This is a genomic window from Peptostreptococcus stomatis DSM 17678, from assembly GCF_000147675.1.
GTDB lineage: Bacteria > Bacillota > Clostridia > Peptostreptococcales > Peptostreptococcaceae > Peptostreptococcus > Peptostreptococcus stomatis.
On sequence record NZ_ADGQ01000019.1, the window covers coordinates 29,710 to 47,325 of the forward strand.

Here is a 17,616-nt window from a genome sequence, read left to right on the forward strand (position 1 = left end):
ATAGACCCTTCTTTCTATTTTTCAACCAACAATACTATGGCCTGGGAAGATATACCCTCCTTAGCCCCTGTAAAACCTAGTCCTTCTTCTGTAGTTGCCTTGACATTTATATTGGTCTTGTCTGTATCAAGGACCCTTGCAAAGTTATCTATCATACTTGACAAGTGGGGAGCCATCTTAGGTGCCTGGGCTATAATCGTACAGTCTGCATTTCCCAACCTGTAACCCCTCTTGTCCATAAGTCCCTTGGCATAGGCCAAGAGTTTTAAACTGTCCGCCCCCTTGAAACCGGGGTCTGTATCTGGAAAGTGCCTGCCCAAATCGCCCTCTCCCAGGGCCCCAAATATAGCATCTATTAGGGCATGAGTCAAGACATCAGCATCTGAATGACCCAGTAGTCCCCTATCATAGTCTATCTTAACACCACCTATTATAAGGTCCCTGTCCTCTACAAGTTTATGTACATCATAGCCTATTCCTACTCTCATTAGCTTCCTCCTTATTGGCCTAAAAACCTATCTCGCTCTCCTTGAGGCCTATAAATCAAATATATAGCTGGCCTGTTTTATGTCTTCAGGCGTTGTAATCTTGTTGTTCACATATGAACCCATAATCATCTTGACCCTATGACCATACCTTTCAACTAAGCTGGCATCATCTGTCCCCAAAAAGGACTCCTGCCTAGCCCTTACGTGGGCATCCCTTATAAGGTCAAACCTAAAAGTTTGTGGTGTCTGGGCACACCAAACCTGGCTCCTATCCGGAGTATCAATTATCAGTCCATCTGGACCAACTATCTTGACAGTGTCCTTGCTAGGAACTCCAACACAAGTTGCACCAAAGTCTACTGTTTCTAAAATTGACCTGGTAATAATATCCTCATCTACAAATGGCCTGGCCCCATCATGTATTAGGAGAATATGAGTATCATCTGAAATCTCAGCTATACAATTATATATAGAGTCTTGTCTCTCTGCTCCACCCACAACCTTGACTACATTCTTAAATCCATACTCACCTATTATTGAATCTATTTGGTCCCGGTCTTCCTCCCTTATAGCCAAGACTATCTTCCTAACCATAGGATGGTCGTAAAACCTAGCTATGGTATGGGCTATAATAGGCCTGTCTCCTAGATTCAAAAGAATCTTGTTCTTATCAGCCATCATCCTCTTGCCAGAACCAGCTGCCAGAATAACCACATCTGCATTTATTTTAGTCTTCTTCATTTTCTACCACCTTGGCTATCCCATGCGGATGTTTTCCATTATTTCCTTCCTTGGCAGACTTGGACCCTACACTATACTTGAAGGCTGAGCCAGTCTTTCTGAAACTGCCCGGTGATATACCCACAGTTTTTGTGAACACAGTGGAAAAGTAACTTACATTTCTGTAACCACACTCCTGGCTTATTTCAGCTATATTCTTCTCCGTTTGTAAAAGAAGTTTTCTTGCACGGTTTAGCTTCCTATAATTTACATAAGTACTAAATGTATAACCCGTCTTTTGCTTAAAAAGCTGAGATAGGTAGCTCTTGTTTATATGGGCATACTCGGAAGCCTCTTCTAAACTAATCGGTTTTTGTATGTTATCATCTATATACTTAAAAACGCTCTTTAGGGATGGATTAACACCCAGAATATTATTTTCCAGCATTTCATCGTAATACTGGCCTATTATCATGCTGGCTGTCGGTATAAAATTCTTACTTGTTATCTTCTTATGCATTAGTATAGTACAATGATAACAACAATGTTTCAGGGAAATATTATATGTAAAAAGTGTATAGTAGTAAATGGCATAATTAAGACTGTTCAAAAATGCCCTATAAGCCACTATATTCTCACTATCTACCCAATCTTTTACCATTTTTTTGAATTCTTCCATTGTGTTTTCCATATTGCCCCTGGCAAGATTTTCACACAAGGCCCTATAGTCTATATCCATATCAAAACTATCTAATTGCGTTATCCTATGCATAAGCACACCCCCTTCATTGATTATTTATATGGTCTATAAATTAAATGCACATAAATTTCAAACTCCTACGATATCATATATTATATATCATATAGAAAGTAAAAAATAGGGTCTATATGTAAAAAGTCCTAAATATAGTTAATAAATTAATAAATATAGTTAATTGATTATAAAATTCATTGTGGTAAAATATAAGTATAGCGAATATATATTGAGTTTAATTAAAATTTTTAAAAATAATAAAAAAATATGATAAAGAGGTCTTGGACAGTCTTTAGTAGACTAATTATGATAAGGACTGGGACCAAATAAGTTTTGGAGGTAGTTATGAAAATTGCTGTAGTATATGGATCATTAACAGGAAATACAGAAAGATTAGCTAGGGGGGTATTCGATAGAATTAGCCCAGAATACGAAAAATCCCTATTTGATATAAAGGACAAACCAGACCTAAGTGACTACGATGTTGTTGCCTTTGGTTTTTGGGTTGACAGGTCTTTCCCTTACAAGGCTATGAAGGACTTGATTTCAGAAACACGTGACAAGGATGTCTTCCTAATGGGAACAATGGGTTACTACCCGGACTCAGACCACGGCCAGGCATGTATAAAGAATTCTGTAAGCCTGGTTGATAAGTCTTGTAACCTTATGGGATATTTCATCTGTAATGGAAAGGTAGATACGAAATTACTAGAAAGAATGGCGCAAATAAAACCTAAGAACATGGGTGAAGAAATATTTAAAAAGCATATGCTTGATGAAAAGAACCTTATCAGGTATAAGAAGCTTGGTGAGCATGTCAATGAAACTGATATTGAATTCTGCTCGGCAAGGTTCAACGAAAGAATTGCCATAAAGGCAGCTATTGATAGTTTATAATTTCAATATATAAATATATATGGAATTATGATTCCCCAAATTCCTACCAACATAATTTTTTTTAAAATTATGTTAGAAAAGGCAACTAACCCCCAATTAGTTGCCTTTTTCTTTTAGATTTTTATTTACATTTAAGACCTACTCATCAGCTCCCTGGACTTCAACTTCCACATCCTTGTCCTTCTTGTGGTCACCAAATTTGATCTCATTTATCATGTCCATCCACTTGCCGGTCTTGCTAACATAAAATTCGTAGCTATTGCCCTTTTTCATAGTAACCCTGATACCATCATTGGTAAAAGGAGTAGGCTTGAACCTTTCAATTGATTCAGCCTTAGTTATAGATAGCCTTATGGCCTTCTTTTCTATCAATTCCGGGTCTGGTGTATTGGCAAATATCAACATCTTGTCGGTAAGGTATAACCAGCCCTTCTTTATCTTGCCATCCTTCATCTGGGCCTGACCATCATACCTCAAGATTCCCTTTTGGCTCATCTTTATAGCGAATATCCTCATATTAGTAGTATCAGTTCTTCTCCTGTTTAACATGAGACCTGTCATGAAGAAGGTACCCCCCATCAGGATAAATATATATAGGAAGTAGTTTAGGTTGCCCATTGTTAAACCATTCTTGTAAAGCCTACCTGCATTTAGGGCTACACCAAAAATTATCCCTACCAAAACAGATTTTTGTAACTGTTTAAATACATCAGTTGTCATTGTATTACCTCTCTCTAATCACATTGCATAAAGTCAACCTATTTTAATAGTCTTTTATTAACTCTTAATAGGTCTTTTATAAATTATCTTTTTGCTTACTAGCTTTTATACCATTTTTCTTAATCCAGCCCTAAAAGGCCCAGTTTCCATCCTTGAATATCTGGAATTCCTGACCATCTTCTTGGACACCAACTATATCTAGGTCCTTGTCCCCTATCATAAAGTCTACATGGGTAATACTCACATTTATACCCAGACCATCCTTGTCTTCTTCAGCTATATTGGCCCCGTCCTTTACACAAGAACTGTAGGCTGCCCCTATAGCCAGGTGGCATGATGCATTCTCATCAAATAGGGTAGTATAGAAGACTATATCCTTATTTGAAATAGGTGAATCATAAGGTACCAGGGCAACTTCACCCAACCTAAATGATCCCTCATCAGTCTCTATCAGGTTTTTTAAATTTTCCTTGCCTTTCTTGGCATCAAAGTCTACAACCTTGCCTGCCTCGTACCTAATCCAAAAATCTTCTATCAGGCTACCAGCATATACCAGTGGCTTAGTACTGTGAACTATACCATCCACCTTGTACTTGTGTGGCATACCGTATATTTCCTCAGATGGTATGTTAGGGTTAAAGAAATTACCCTTAGGATCCTTGGCTGCCCCACCCAACCAGATATGGTTGTCTGGTAGACCTATTACTAGATCTGTCTTTGAAGACTTGTATCTTAACTCCTTGAAGTTCATCTTGTTCATAAAGGCAGTCTTTTCCTTTAGGTTCTTGTTGTGGTCTTTCCAGGCAGCTACAGGGTCTTCAGTAACCCTTGAACAGTCCAGTATATTTTTCCATAACTCTTCCACAGCTTCATTCTCAGCAAGGTTTGGATGGACCCTCTTGGCCCAGGCTAGGGATGGAACTGCTACTATAGACCACTTAACCCTATCGTTTAGGGTATATGATCTCCATTCCTTAAGATACTTGCCTGCCTCCTTTTGGAAACGGCCTATCCTATCTGGGTCTACCCCCTTCATCAAGTCTGGATCATTGGCTATGATAGACAGGAAGGACCCTCCCTCCTTAGCAATCTGAGTATACTTATATGACTGCCACTCTGGATATTCATCAAAGGCCTGGCTAGGTGCATTTAGGTACTTTTCCCTAGTTATAGCCTCATCAGAATACTCTACATATACATGCTTGGCTCCAGCCTTATAGGCCTCCCTGACACACCTCCTGGCAAAGTCCCTTGACTCTACATCAGCCCTGATTAAGAGACTCTCGCCTGGTTGAACATTTATACCTGACTTGATAGCCAGCTGGGCAAACTTATCTATTCTACTATCTAAACTCATCTTATCTTCTCCTTATTTTCTAATATTTTTCATAAAAAGCTACTTATTTTCCAAAAACTCCTGTGGAATTATACTCTTGACTATATTCCTATAATTTTCAAGGTGGTAAGCCCCATTTCCGTACATTTCTATGTGCCTGTTAGCCAGGTCTTTTGGGTACTTGTCCATCCTGTAGACAGAACCATCAAGCCCATACTGGTTTCTCTCCAAATGGAATACTAGTGGAACAAACTTGGGCTTGTCTATATACTTTTTATCGCCATCCTTGACAAAATCAAAGGTAGCCATACCCTCTAGGTAGGTAATAGGGGTCAACATATTATGGACAAAGTTACCTGTACCATAATATACCAGGGTCTTCTTTTTGTCCTGGTTTTCCAACCACTTAACCGTCTGAATCTTGTGAGCATGGCTTCCCAATACCACATCAACACCCAGGTCACTAAAAAGTTTTGAATACTTCTTTTGTGTATAATCTAGGGCTTGAATCCCTTCTTCTCCCCAATGACAGGATACTAGTATAAAGTCAACCTTGTCTTTTATATTAGCTATATCCTTTCTTATCTTATCCTCATTGAGATAGGAAACCCTATAGTCTGTATCTGGAATAATACCATTAGTACCATATGTATAACATAAAAAACCGACCTTTATACCCTTCTTATCGATGATAAGAGGCCTATCCCTATCTTCTTGGGATAAAAAGACACCTGTATGGTAGACATCAGTCTGGTCCCATAGTTTTATTGACTCAGGAATAGCCCAAGACCCCTTGTCAAGTGAATGATTGTTGGCCATATTAACCATATTAAAGCCAGCCCTGGTCAAGGCAGGTATCATGGCCTGGGGTGTATTGAACTTTGGATAGGTACTAATCCCAAATTTATCTCCCGCTATAATGGACTCCTGGTTAATATACTTGAGGTCATACTGGTCCAAGTCCGGCCTTATATTTTCATATAGGTGGTCAAAATCATACTGGCCATCACCAAAAACGCCCTTGCGCCTATCAGCTGCATTATAAATAGAGTCGTGGATAAGATTATCCCCAACACCTGCAAACCTGAGCCTCTTAACAGCTGATTCCTGGTCACGAACCTTCTTTTGTGAACTGATTTCCGTTTGAAAAAAATACGTCACTGATAAGAAAAATATTAATACTATACCAAGAGATAGGAATATAAAGTTCTTTTCGTTTTTAAAATTCATTTGATCCACCCGTTTCATTATTATTTAAGTATTTTCCTAAGCTTCTCAGTACATTATATCACAAGAACCTGTATATCTCTATACGAGTGAAGACAAGATATTATTTTAAATTAACATTTTCAGGGAAAAAAAGCGACCAGGCCTTTGGCTTGGTCGCTGAAAGAGTAAATGGGAGGTTACCCTTCTTAAATTTGACTACTAAATGTATTTTAATAACTTATATCTATATTATGATTATGGAATACTAGCTTACTGACTCCAACCAAGATTCAAACCTATCTCTAGCCTGACCATCCCTTTCTTCAAAGGCCCTTGTCTCTTCATCGACCCTCTTCTTTAGGTCATCGCTTAATTCTCTTATGGCAAAAGTATATACTACCCTGTCTTCCTTATCTATATGCCTAGCCAAAAGATCTCCATAGGCAACCGCATTGGCTATAATGTCCAGCTTGTACATATCATCCTGGCTCTTTTCATAATTATTCAAGGCCTCTTCTAGGTTAGCCATAAAGAGCCTGCCTAGGTCGTGTTCAACCAACATTCCCTGCCTGATTAACTTTTCTGCAACAGGTGGAAGCTCATCTACCATTATCTTAAATAGGACTTCTTCCTCCTTGCCGTGGTGGTGCTTATCAGCATAATTTCTTGCAAAATCTATATACTGTCTAAACTTATCTATTTCAACAGCCTTGCCATCAAGGATATCCTTACAGCTAGACTTCATTATTCCTACAAATTTCAATATATTCTGGTGTTCTGCCACCAAAAGGTCTATACCGTACATATTATTTCCTCCTAAGTTCAAATTCATTTTCCCCATTCCATGTGTATGATATATCAGACTGACCTAGCAGGCCTTCAATCACACTAGTCCTTATATGGTAAAAGTCCTTACTTGACCTACCATAAGGCTCCCAATAGTCTGCGTGGATGTCCAACCTATCTCTCCACCTGAATGAATCTTCAGTAGAGTCTAGCATTTCTTCTACCCTATCACATGGCATTCCGTTTAGCATCTTGCCTGCTATGGCCGGGTATACCTCTTCTATACTTAGGTCACTACCAAGATTGTGGTCCTGACCATACTGCCTTCCTATATTCTTAATATCCTCTATAGTAAATATATCTGACTTAATCGCCTCATCAACCACAAAGGCAAGTCTCTTTTCAACTATAACTACTAGTGATTGTAGAGACCCATGTATATTTGTAGTATCTACTATTTCTTCCAAGCTACCCGCTGGCACACCTGCCAAACTAAGGTCTAACTTCAGTTCTAGCTCATCATTACCAGTCTTTTCTCCTGCTGCCCTTACTATGGCATCAACCAAGCCCTCTTGGAACTTGATTTTGTTGTACATTATGTGGTGGATTGGTCCCAAAAATAAACTCATCTCTTCCACCTCCTACTTGCTGTTTAACTTAGCTAGTACATCTTCTACCTTTAGGCCATGTACCATACATGCATCCTCTAATGACTCCATCTGTGATGATGGGCAGCCTAGGCAGTGCATACCAAAGCTTGTTAGTATTTCGTATGCTCCTTCATTTTCCTTTAATACATTTCCTATTATAGTGTCTCTTGTTATCATAATCTTATTCTCCTTTTCATATATATAATTTATTTTGATTTTTTTATTATCTAGCTCCTTGCTATATACATATCATAAATCATTCCATAAAAAAATTCGGTTGTATATGCAACCGAATTAATCTTTTTTATATTTTTTTAATTATTCTACTTATCCTACTTCTTGTACCTATCCTACTGGAAAATTTCCAACCTATTATGATCACTTATGGTATCAGTATATATGCTGTTCAAATATGATCCAGTAAAAGTTCTCTCGCAATAGTCCATCCACAACTTATAGGCAGGATTATCAAGGGACAGGTCCGGTCTCTTGTCTAGACTTCCTGAAAAATAATGTATGTTGGTATCTACCATAAAGTCCATCATCATTTCCTTGTCTTCCTTGCTGAGGTCTAGCTTGGCCAACTGTTTTTCTGTCTGAAGCCTTGTACACCTGACAAAATACTCCCTACTTGTATTTTCAAAATCTAAAAGGTCTGAGTCCTGGTGCTTATACTTTTTCATCCAATAGGCAACATCCAGGCTTTCCGTATGGTAGGTCATATTATTCCTCAGGTCCATATCCAGGACCCCATATAGGTTTGGGTAAAGACCCAGGCAGGCCAGGGCTATATCGTGGACCCTCTTATGCTCTGCCATATGCTGGATGTGCATATGACCACTAAGGTTTATCCTAACATTATACTTGTTGTAGAGGTCTACCAGCCTGGAACTATTTGTAATCTTATAGCCAGCTATAAAGAGCTTGTTGTGGGCAAGTATATTTTGGTGGCTGACGCCAATGACCCTCATATTCATATCCTTGGCTTTTCTCAACCACTTTTCTATCCACCTGTAGCTAGAATTTGATATGGTTTGGTCATTGCCCTTGGTAGAGGTTTCAACCATGATTAAGTGGCACTTATTGCCTAATTGATAGACATAGTTAAGGGACTTCTTGTCTCTTGAAACTACATCAGGGTCATCCTTACCGTAACCATAGTCCTTGTATATTTCTTCAAATTCTTCAATAGTAACAGTCTCTACAGGCCTAGTAGCGTCGCCCTCAAAGGCCAGGGCCATTTCATTTTCAAGGTCGTGGTTGCCAGGTAGGACCAGGACCTTAATCCCCTTGTCCTTTAAAATCTTAAATTTATTGGCAAGACCTATATGGCTCTCTTTTTCCCCATTATAGGTCATATCACCACTTACAATAACCAGGTCCGGTTTTGTCCTTATCATTTCCAGGACAAAGGCATCCATTATCTGGTCTATATACCTCATCATCTTCCCATCACTTTTCTCTATAGTATCAACAAAACTCTTGCCATAATCAGTAAGGCTTGGTGACAGGTAGTGGATGTCTGTTACATGGACTATCTTTATATTCTTGTCATCTATTATACTCGTATTTAATCCGTTATTTTGGGTATTTGGTGACTTTTCCTTCCTGGATAAAACAAAAAATGCCACCACTATTATTGCAACTAGTGTGATAAATATTACCATACTACCACCTCCATATACTTAGGATATCACAAAAAACTTATTTTTTCTTATTTTTCTAGCAAGGCTATGCCTACTAGAATATAAAAAACATGGTAGAAAAAAATCTACCATGCCTAAGTGCGCCCAGCGGGACTCGAACCCACAACCGCTTGATTCGTAGTCAAGAACTCTATCCAGTTGAGCTATGGGCGCAAATTATCATACCATAAGATTATACCATAAATTTTTAAATCATACAAACAAAATCGACCAATAATTTTTGCTCCCAAACCGGCTATCTCCAGTCATTATATGATATAATAATATATTATGCAAAAATACTAAACATAGGAGGTTAGCATGTTTATTGATGATACAATTGCAGCGATAGCCACTGCCCCTGGTCAAGGTGGTATCGGCATTATCAGGATAAGTGGACCTGATTCACTAAAAATTGCAAACAAGATATTCTCGCCCTTCCATAAGGGGTCAATCCTCGACTACCCTATCAGGACCCTTATCTATGGAAATATACTAGATGGCGATACAATTATAGATGAAGTACTCCTAGCCTATATGAAGGGACCAAACTCTTATACAGCCGAAGATGTAATAGAAATCAACTGTCATGGTGGCTTTATATCAGTCAGGAAAATACTGGAACTAGTTCTAAAATCCGGTGCTAGAATGGCCCAGGAAGGTGAATTTACCAAGAGGGCATTTTTGAACGGAAGAATAGACCTGTCTCAGGCAGAGGCTGTCATAGATATAATAAATGCCAAGACTGAGGAATCCCATAATGTTGCCCAGTCCCAGCTAGAGGGGACCCTATCAAAAAAGATAAGGAGCCTAAGAGACCAGATAACCGGCATCCTAGCCCAGCTAGAAGTAGCCATAGACTACCCTGAAGAAGACATAGAGTTTATAACCTACAAGGAACTGGTTGACCAGACAATAGATGTTAATAACCAGGTGAAAAAACTCTACCAGACAGCAGATACGGGAAAAATACTCAGGGAGGGCCTAAAGACTGCCATCCTGGGTAAGCCAAATGTAGGTAAATCATCCCTGATGAACCTAATACTTGGAGAAGACAGGGCCATAGTAACAGACATTCCTGGTACTACCCGTGATGTAATAGAAGAATTTGTAAATATCAAGGGCATCCCCCTAAAGATAGTCGACACTGCCGGTATAAGGGCCACAGATGACCTGGTAGAAAAAATCGGCGTGGAAAAATCAAGAGAGCATATGAAGCTGGCAGATTTGGCCCTGGTAGTCCTAGACTCATCTAGGCCCCTAGACCAGGAGGATATCCAGATCCTGGAAAACATAGACCAGGCCAAGTCCCTAGTAATTCTAAACAAGACGGACCTGGCTTGTCAGATGGATATAGAAAGCTTGAAATCATATGTAGACACAAAGAATATAATAAATATATCCGCCCTAAAGGGCCAGGGTATAGACCTCATCCATGACAGGATGGAAGACCTGGTATTTGAGGGTAAAATAAGTGATTCATCAGACCTGATGATTACAAATTCCAGACACAGGGATGCTATCTATAAGGCTATGGTATCAATAGGTGATGCTATCAATTCATTAAATGATAGGCTACCTTACGACTTTATCGAGGTAGACCTAAAGGATGCCTGGGATAGTCTGGGATGTATCAATGGAGATACAATAGAAGAAGACCTGCTAGATACCATATTTAGCAACTTCTGTATAGGCAAGTAAGAAGAAATTTTGAAAGGATTAAATAATATATGGAAAGATTTGAAGCGGGAAGCTACGATGTCATAGTCGTAGGTGCCGGCCATGCCGGATGTGAAGCCGCCTTGGCCAGTGCAAGAATGGGTATGAAGACCCTAATGATCACCCTGTCCCTGGATGCGGTAGCAGCCCTAGCCTGTAACCCATCAATAGGTGGAACTGGTAAGGGTCAGCTAGTCAAGGAAGTGGATGCCCTTGGTGGCCAGATGGGACTAAATATAGACGCTACATACATACAATCAAGAATATTAAATACGGCCAAGGGTCCAGCAGTCCACTCCCTAAGGGCCCAGACAGACAAAAACCTCTACCACAGGGTTATGAAGGAAACTATAGAAAACCAGGAAAATCTGGACCTTATCATGGATGAGGTAGAAGAAATCCTCCATGAAGGAAAGAGGGTTACAGGTGTGGCTACCAGGTTGGGTTGTGAGTACAAGTCAAAGGCAACCATATTGGCAACCGGAGTCTACCTACAATCAACGATATTTATAGGCCATGATACCTTCAAGGAGGGTCCAAATGGACTTGGTTATGCAAAAAAACTAACCTATAACTTGAAAGAATTAGGCTTGGATATGAGGAGATTTAAGACCGGTACCCCAGCCAGGGTCCACAAGGACAGTATAGACTTCTCAGTCATGGACCCACAACCGGGGGATGAAAAGGTAGTACCATTTTCTTTTATGAATGAAAACATAGAAAGGGACCAGATAACCTGCTACCTAACTAGGACTACTCCGGCCACAAAGAAATTAATAGAGGACAATATTACCAGGTCTGCCATGTACAGTGGAAATATAGAAGGAACAGGACCTAGGTACTGTCCATCTATAGAAGACAAGATAGTCAAGTTCAACGACAAGGAAACCCACCAGCTCTTTATAGAGCCAGAAGGCCTGGACACAAAGGAAATGTATATCCAGGGTGTATCAACTAGTTTCCCCCTAGATATGCAGGTAAAAATGTACCGTTCTATTAAGGGTTTGGAAAATGTCAGATTGATGAGACCGGCCTATGCCATAGAATATGACTGTATCAACCCTACCCAGTTAAAGCAGAACCTGGAGATCAAGGGCCTGGAAAATCTATTCTCAGCAGGCCAGTTCAATGGAACATCAGGCTACGAAGAGGCTGCTGCCCAGGGACTAATAGTCGGCATTAACGCAGTCCTAAAAATAAGGGGCCAAGAAGCCCTTATACTTGATAGGTCTGACGGCTACATAGGGGTCCTAATAGACGACCTGGTAACAAAGGGTACAAACGAACCTTATAGGATGATGACCTCAAGGGCTGAATACAGGCTATACCTAAGGCAGGATAATGCCGATATGAGATTGACTCAAAAGGGTTATGATATAGGCCTGGTAAGTCAGGAAAGATATGACAGGTTCCTCAAGAAAAAGGCTGATGTAGACGCTGAAATAGAAAGGTTGAAAAATGATAGGATAACACCTAAGGAAATCAACCCTATCCTGGAGGAAAGGGGTATAGTTGGTTTAAACAACGGCCTGTCCCTGTATGAATTTTTAAAGAGGCCAGAGATAAACTATTCACTACTAGAAGAAGTTGGCAAGGGGTCAGACAAGGACCTATCCGATGAGGTCAAAGACCAGGCAGTAATAATGATAAAATACGAGGGCTATATCAGCAAACAGATGAAGCAGATAGACCAGTTTAGAAAGTTAGAAAAGAAAAAACTAAACCCTGACCTAGACTACGATGAAATCGACGGACTAAGGATAGAGGCTAGGCAAAAGCTAAATGCCATCAAGCCAACATCAATCGGTCAGGCTTCTAGAATATCCGGTGTATCACCTGCTGATATATCTGTATTACTAATATACCTAGAACAGGTAAGAAGAAAAAAATAGAAAACTACTAACAGGTCTTTAAATTAAAGACCTACTAGTAACTATAAGACATGAAAAGGTCTTTATTTGATGAATTTGGAGACTTGGAGGCTTAAATGAATCAAAATATTGAAAACATAGAATTACTAAAAAAAGGACTGGCTGATTTTTCAATCCTGGTAGACGACTTAATGGTAGACAGGTTTGAAAAATACAGACAAATCCTGGTAGAATACAACCAGCATATGAACCTAACAGGCATAACAGAGCAAAGAGAGGTCTATATCAAGCACTTTTTAGACTCTGTAGCCATCTTTAAAAACGGATATATTGGTGATGGCCTATCAGTTATAGATGTTGGCACAGGGGCTGGTTTTCCAGGCCTGCCATTTAAAATTTGTAATCCAAATATCAGGCTAACCCTACTAGACTCTCTTAACAAGAGGATTAACTTCCTAAAGGCAGTTGGCCAAGAATTAGGCTTAGATGGAATAGACTATGTCCATGGCAGGGCTGAAGATATGGCCCATAAACCAGACCATAGGGAAAAGTACGATATAGCAACAGCAAGGGCCGTAGCCAGTCTACCAGTTTTACTAGAACTGTGCGTCCCTTATGTAAGGCTTGGTGGCTTCTTTATCTGTCTGAAGGGACCTAGTGTAGATGCAGAATTAGAAGATGCTAAAAACGCCATGAAGATACTTGGTGTAAGGCTGGTTGAAAGGATAGATGTCAGCCTACCTGACCAGGAATTAAAGCATAATATACTGGTATTCAAAAAGGAAGAGCTCACTCCGGCTAAGTATCCAAGAAAGGCCGGTAAACCTTCTAAAAATCCACTTTAATTTATAGCTTTATGTGTTGATATCCAAAATCTTGTAATTTTACCTATCTAATGATATAATATATTATTAGCGATACAAATTGTTTTTAGAGAAAAAAAATAAAGTTGACATAGAAATCATAGGCTCATATAGATATTACTAAACTAAACTCAAACTTGTTGTCGCTATCGAAGCCCATGTATAAAGCAATTCCGTAAAAGGCTTTGAATTCGTACATCTCATGCTTGCTATTGTCATAATGTGTGTGATAATGCTTGTTTGTGAACAGTAGGTCGGATAATGAGCTTATTTTATGCAAATATATGCTTATGTGTGAGTTTACACAAAAACTAATATGAAATATTAAGGGGGATTTTAAGATGAGAGAAAAAATGAAAATGGACAGAGAAAAATCACTTATTGAGCAAGCGTTTATTTTTTCTTTTCCACTTGTTCTGATGGACATTACTAAAGAAGTCAGCACCAACGCAACTGAACCCACAAAGTCAAAAGCTCATGTTAACCAGTTTTTTCATGCAAAGACACTTGCTACATCAGAGTTTAGACAGGTTGTTACACCAAATGTTGATACGCTGTATTCTCAGGTTTTTTTTGATTTAAAGGATGATGCACTTGTAATTAGAAAGCCTTATGCTGATAGATATCTGACTTTTCAGATTATGGATGCATGGTCTAATACCGTGGCAATCTTAGGAACGGGTGGAGATACGGACGAAGAAAAAACATACATACTTACAGGTCCTTCTTTCAGGGGAGATATTCCTAACGGAATGGATAGAATCGAAGTTCCTACATCTATTGGATGGCTTATTGGAAGAACAATTTGCTATGGCACAGAAGATATACCAAATATCTACAAATTGCAAAATGATATGGATGCCAAAACCCTATCAGTTTTTCTATCTAATGGTGAAATGTCAAAAGGCTCTGATGACGAAAATAAAGACGGTGTCCCTATCGCACTTGCAATGAAACTTTCTCCAACGGAGTATTTCGAGAGATTCAATAAACTGCTCATTGATAATCCTTCATATCCTGAGGATAATGAATTGCTTATGGAGTTTGCGGATTTAGGAATAGGCGCTGGACTATGCTTTAGCCCTTCTCTTTCTTCTGAGGATTTGGAAAGTTTTTGGTGTGAGATGAAAAAATTACTTATTCCTAAATTGACTAAAGAAACATTAGGATTTATGGTTAAAAATGGCAACTTTAAATTCTATGGTCACCCGATAAGCCATTTTGGTAAGGAATATGGATACCGTTGTCTTATTGCAATCGCAGGTTTCGGTGCAAATCCTGTAGAGACCGCCGTATACCTTAAAGCAGAAGATGATGATAGTGGAGAGAAACTTAGTGCTAAAAACAAATACTTGTTACATTTTATGCCAAACAGTTTACCACCAGTGGGCGAACATGGTTTTTGGTCTGTGACTGCATATGGAGATGATAATTTTTTAATTTCAAATCCACTTAACCGTTATGCAATAAGCAATCGAAGCAATTTCAAGCTAAACGAAGATAATTCCTTGGATTTAATACTCCAAACTGAAGAGCCAAATGATAATAAGGGAAATTGGCTACCTGTTGGTAATGGCGGATTTCATCTTTTTCTTAGAATATACAGACCTGATAACAGTGTGCTAAACGGAATATGGGAAGCTCCTAAAATAACTAAAATCGACTAAATGCAAAGCAAGTCGAAACAATACTATATATCGTAAAACTTAACTATAGGATTACTAATAAGGAAACATATTAACAGGAGGAAAATATTATGTGTATAGATAAAAAATTTTTAAGCAGATCCCGTTGTTCATGTGCAACGACGAGTACAGCTAATGCCAACAGAACATGGTATTCTTTACTTAATTTTTCAGATGAACGTGAAAAAGAATGTGCACTAAGAGGACTGATTGAATCCCCAGATGAACTTGTTATTAAGCGTGACGACGGTGAAATTGCATGGGATCTTAGAGATTTTGATTTTATCAAGGATAAGGAAGCACCTGATACTGTAAATCCAAGTCTATGGAGACATACACAGCTCAACACTTATGCGGGACTTTTTGAAGTATGCGACGGTATATACCAGGTACGTGGATACGATATGGCAAATGCCACTTTTATTAAAACAGATAATGGCTGGATAATTTTTGATGTTTTGATGTGTAAGGAAAACATGGAATCAGCCATGTCACTCATGGAAAAGCATTTTGGAAAACTCAATATCAAGGCAATTCTTTACAGTCACTCTCATATAGATCACTACGGTGGAATTATGGGTGCAATACATCCTAATCAAGTGGCTGATGCTGAGCTTAGCCTAGAAGAACAGCTTGCTTCAGGTAAGACTCTGATATTAGCACCTGAAGGATTCTTAAAGCATGCAGTAAGCGAAAATATTTATTGTGGAGCTGCTATGGGAAGAAGAGCCCAATATCAGTATGGTTCGATGATGAAAGCCGGCGAAAAAGACCGTATGGCAATAGGTATAGGACTTGGACAGTCGAGAGGAACGATTGGACTACTGCCACCTACAATAGAGATAAAAGGTAATGATACTTTAACGATAGACGGACTTGAAATTTGCTTTCAGCTGACGCCTGGAACGGAAGCACCAGTGGAAATGAATGCCTATTTCCCTAAATATAAAGCTCTTTGGATGGCTGAAAATTGCACTGGAACTATGCATAACGTTTATACTCTACGTGGAGCTCAAGTACGTGATGCTGAAGCATGGGCACGCTACATACTGGAAGCAGAATATCTTTTCGGAGACGAAACAGAAGTAGTTTTCCAGTCTCACAATTGGCCGCACTGGGGAAAAGAAACCGTAAAGGAATATATGCAAGATACAGCTGCAGTTTATCAATATATAAACAACCAGACACTGTACTATATCAATAAAGGTCTTACCCCTGCAGAAATTTCAAGAAAATTGGAACTTCCTGACAGGCTTAATAAAGTTTGGTATTGTCGCCAGTATTATGGAACATTAAGCCATAATATAAAAGCAGTTTATCAGCGATACATGGGTTGGTACGACGCCAATCCGGTAAATCTTAATCCGCTTACTCCCGAAGATACTGCAAAAAAATGGATTTCATACCTTGGTGATTTAGAAAACGTTATGAGTAAGGCAAAAGAAGATTTTGACAAGGGAGAATATCAGTGGGTGGCTCAGTTGACAAAGGAACTCATATTTGCCAAACCGGATTTTCAGGAAGCAAGGGATTTATGTGCAATGGCGCTCGAACAGCTCGGTTATCAGTCTGAGAGTGGTCCTTGGCGTAGCTCCTATCTTATGGGAGCGTGGGAGCTCCTTGATGGGAATCAGTCATGTAATGAAGGAACGGTAAAGGGCAATGAAGTAATGATGATGGGTATGACAACAGAGATGATACTATCATACATAGATATTATGACAGATGCTCTGGCAGCACAGAACGATAATTTTACACTAAACCTTAAAATTACTGATACGAACGAGGAGTACCTCACAGTGAGAAGAGATGGTATTCTTCTTGTCTATAAAGGAAAAGCGAAACATAAAGCAGATTGCTCCATCAGCTTGAAGCGTCTACAGCTACTGTCACTTATGCTTGGGGAAACAAAAGTGATAGAACAAATTTCCATAATAGGAGATCAAACTGTACCGTTACGTCTTATAAAATATATGTCTCCCTTAGTACTAAACTTCAACATAATAGAACCTTAAAATCATGACCACCCGTCCAACGGGTGGTCATGATTTTGTCCCTCTTTTCTCCTCATAATTTTTTGTATGACGGCTTCAATAAAATGTTTTAGCAATTCTCGTTCCTTTAGTGTTAAATGAGTATAGTGATTCATAGTACCTCCTGATTTTTAGATGTCTTAGCAAACTCTATTTTATCAGATAACTATGAATCATTTTTGTTGCACTTAGATTATATA

16 protein-coding genes and 1 tRNA gene are annotated in these 17,616 nt (G+C 39.0%); 6 read left to right on the forward strand and 11 right to left on the reverse strand.

Annotated elements, in window-relative coordinates:
• Nucleotides 1-14: 14 nt before the first annotated feature.
• The 3 genes from ispF to HMPREF0634_RS02000 are packed head-to-tail and all read right to left on the reverse strand — an operon-like array spanning nt 15 to nt 1,980.
• Nucleotides 15-488 (reverse strand): 2-C-methyl-D-erythritol 2,4-cyclodiphosphate synthase, encoded by a 474-nt coding sequence (ispF, locus tag HMPREF0634_RS01990; protein ID WP_007788550.1) that lies wholly within the window; start codon nt 486-488, stop codon nt 15-17.
• A gap of 48 nt (nt 489-536) precedes the next feature.
• Nucleotides 537-1,229: a 2-C-methyl-D-erythritol 4-phosphate cytidylyltransferase gene (ispD, locus tag HMPREF0634_RS01995; RefSeq protein WP_007788511.1), complete on the reverse strand. Its 693-nt coding sequence runs from the start codon at nt 1,227-1,229 to the stop codon at nt 537-539.
• On the reverse strand, nt 1,216-1,980 hold the full coding sequence (locus tag HMPREF0634_RS02000) for a helix-turn-helix transcriptional regulator (RefSeq protein ID WP_007788534.1): 765 nt from the start codon (nt 1,978-1,980) through the stop codon (nt 1,216-1,218). The genes ispD and HMPREF0634_RS02000 overlap by 14 nt, the downstream gene beginning before the upstream one ends.
• 327 nt (nt 1,981-2,307) lie before the next feature.
• Here HMPREF0634_RS02000 and HMPREF0634_RS02005 point away from each other — a divergent pair, with 327 nt between their 5' ends.
• Entirely contained in the window at nt 2,308-2,859 is a 552-nt protein-coding gene (locus HMPREF0634_RS02005) for a flavodoxin family protein (protein WP_040565628.1), read from the forward strand.
• A gap of 138 nt (nt 2,860-2,997) precedes the next feature.
• On the opposite strand, the gene HMPREF0634_RS02010 is transcribed toward HMPREF0634_RS02005, so the two are convergent.
• From HMPREF0634_RS02010 to HMPREF0634_RS02045, 8 genes are all read right to left on the reverse strand, one after another.
• The gene (locus tag HMPREF0634_RS02010; RefSeq protein WP_050786329.1) at nt 2,998-3,579 is read right to left on the reverse strand and encodes a hypothetical protein; all 582 of its coding nucleotides are present in this window, start codon (nt 3,577-3,579) and stop codon (nt 2,998-3,000) included.
• 130 nt (nt 3,580-3,709) lie between these two features.
• A complete protein-coding gene (locus HMPREF0634_RS02015; RefSeq protein WP_007788488.1) occupies nt 3,710-4,936 on the reverse strand; it encodes an aminopeptidase in 1,227 nt (408 codons plus the stop codon).
• Nucleotides 4,937-4,975: 39 nt separating this feature from the next.
• On the reverse strand, nt 4,976-6,145 hold the full coding sequence (locus HMPREF0634_RS02020; protein WP_007788529.1) for a CapA family protein: 1,170 nt from the start codon (nt 6,143-6,145) through the stop codon (nt 4,976-4,978).
• Nucleotides 6,146-6,389: 244 nt separating this feature from the next.
• Nucleotides 6,390-6,929 (reverse strand): hemerythrin domain-containing protein, encoded by a 540-nt coding sequence (locus tag HMPREF0634_RS02025; protein ID WP_007788546.1) that lies wholly within the window; start codon nt 6,927-6,929, stop codon nt 6,390-6,392.
• A gap of 1 nt (nt 6,930) precedes the next feature.
• The gene (locus HMPREF0634_RS02030; RefSeq protein ID WP_007788524.1) at nt 6,931-7,539 is read right to left on the reverse strand and encodes a hypothetical protein; all 609 of its coding nucleotides are present in this window, start codon (nt 7,537-7,539) and stop codon (nt 6,931-6,933) included.
• Between the two features lie 12 nt (nt 7,540-7,551).
• Entirely contained in the window at nt 7,552-7,737 is a 186-nt protein-coding gene (locus HMPREF0634_RS02035; RefSeq protein WP_007788548.1) for a DUF1858 domain-containing protein, read from the reverse strand.
• 173 nt (nt 7,738-7,910) lie between these two features.
• Nucleotides 7,911-9,227, reverse strand: a complete 1,317-nt coding sequence (locus HMPREF0634_RS02040) for a metallophosphoesterase (RefSeq protein WP_007788507.1) — start codon at nt 9,225-9,227, stop codon at nt 7,911-7,913.
• Between the two features lie 118 nt (nt 9,228-9,345).
• A tRNA-Arg gene (locus HMPREF0634_RS02045) sits at nt 9,346-9,419 on the reverse strand.
• Nucleotides 9,420-9,566: 147 nt separating this feature from the next.
• On the opposite strand from HMPREF0634_RS02045, the gene mnmE reads away from it, so the two are divergent.
• From mnmE to HMPREF0634_RS02070, 5 genes are all read left to right on the forward strand, one after another.
• Nucleotides 9,567-10,946 (forward strand): tRNA uridine-5-carboxymethylaminomethyl(34) synthesis GTPase MnmE, encoded by a 1,380-nt coding sequence (mnmE, locus tag HMPREF0634_RS02050; RefSeq protein ID WP_007788486.1) that lies wholly within the window; start codon nt 9,567-9,569, stop codon nt 10,944-10,946.
• A 29-nt stretch (nt 10,947-10,975) separates the two neighbouring features.
• Nucleotides 10,976-12,856, forward strand: a complete 1,881-nt coding sequence (mnmG, locus tag HMPREF0634_RS02055; protein ID WP_007788545.1) for a tRNA uridine-5-carboxymethylaminomethyl(34) synthesis enzyme MnmG — start codon at nt 10,976-10,978, stop codon at nt 12,854-12,856.
• A 95-nt stretch (nt 12,857-12,951) separates the two neighbouring features.
• Entirely contained in the window at nt 12,952-13,680 is a 729-nt protein-coding gene (gene rsmG / locus HMPREF0634_RS02060) for a 16S rRNA (guanine(527)-N(7))-methyltransferase RsmG (protein ID WP_007788538.1), read from the forward strand.
• A gap of 359 nt (nt 13,681-14,039) precedes the next feature.
• Entirely contained in the window at nt 14,040-15,365 is a 1,326-nt protein-coding gene (locus HMPREF0634_RS02065) for a DUF1254 domain-containing protein (protein ID WP_007788541.1), read from the forward strand.
• Nucleotides 15,366-15,454: 89 nt separating this feature from the next.
• Nucleotides 15,455-17,398 (forward strand): alkyl/aryl-sulfatase, encoded by a 1,944-nt coding sequence (locus HMPREF0634_RS02070; protein WP_007788543.1) that lies wholly within the window; start codon nt 15,455-15,457, stop codon nt 17,396-17,398.
• Nucleotides 17,399-17,616 lie beyond the last annotated feature (218 nt).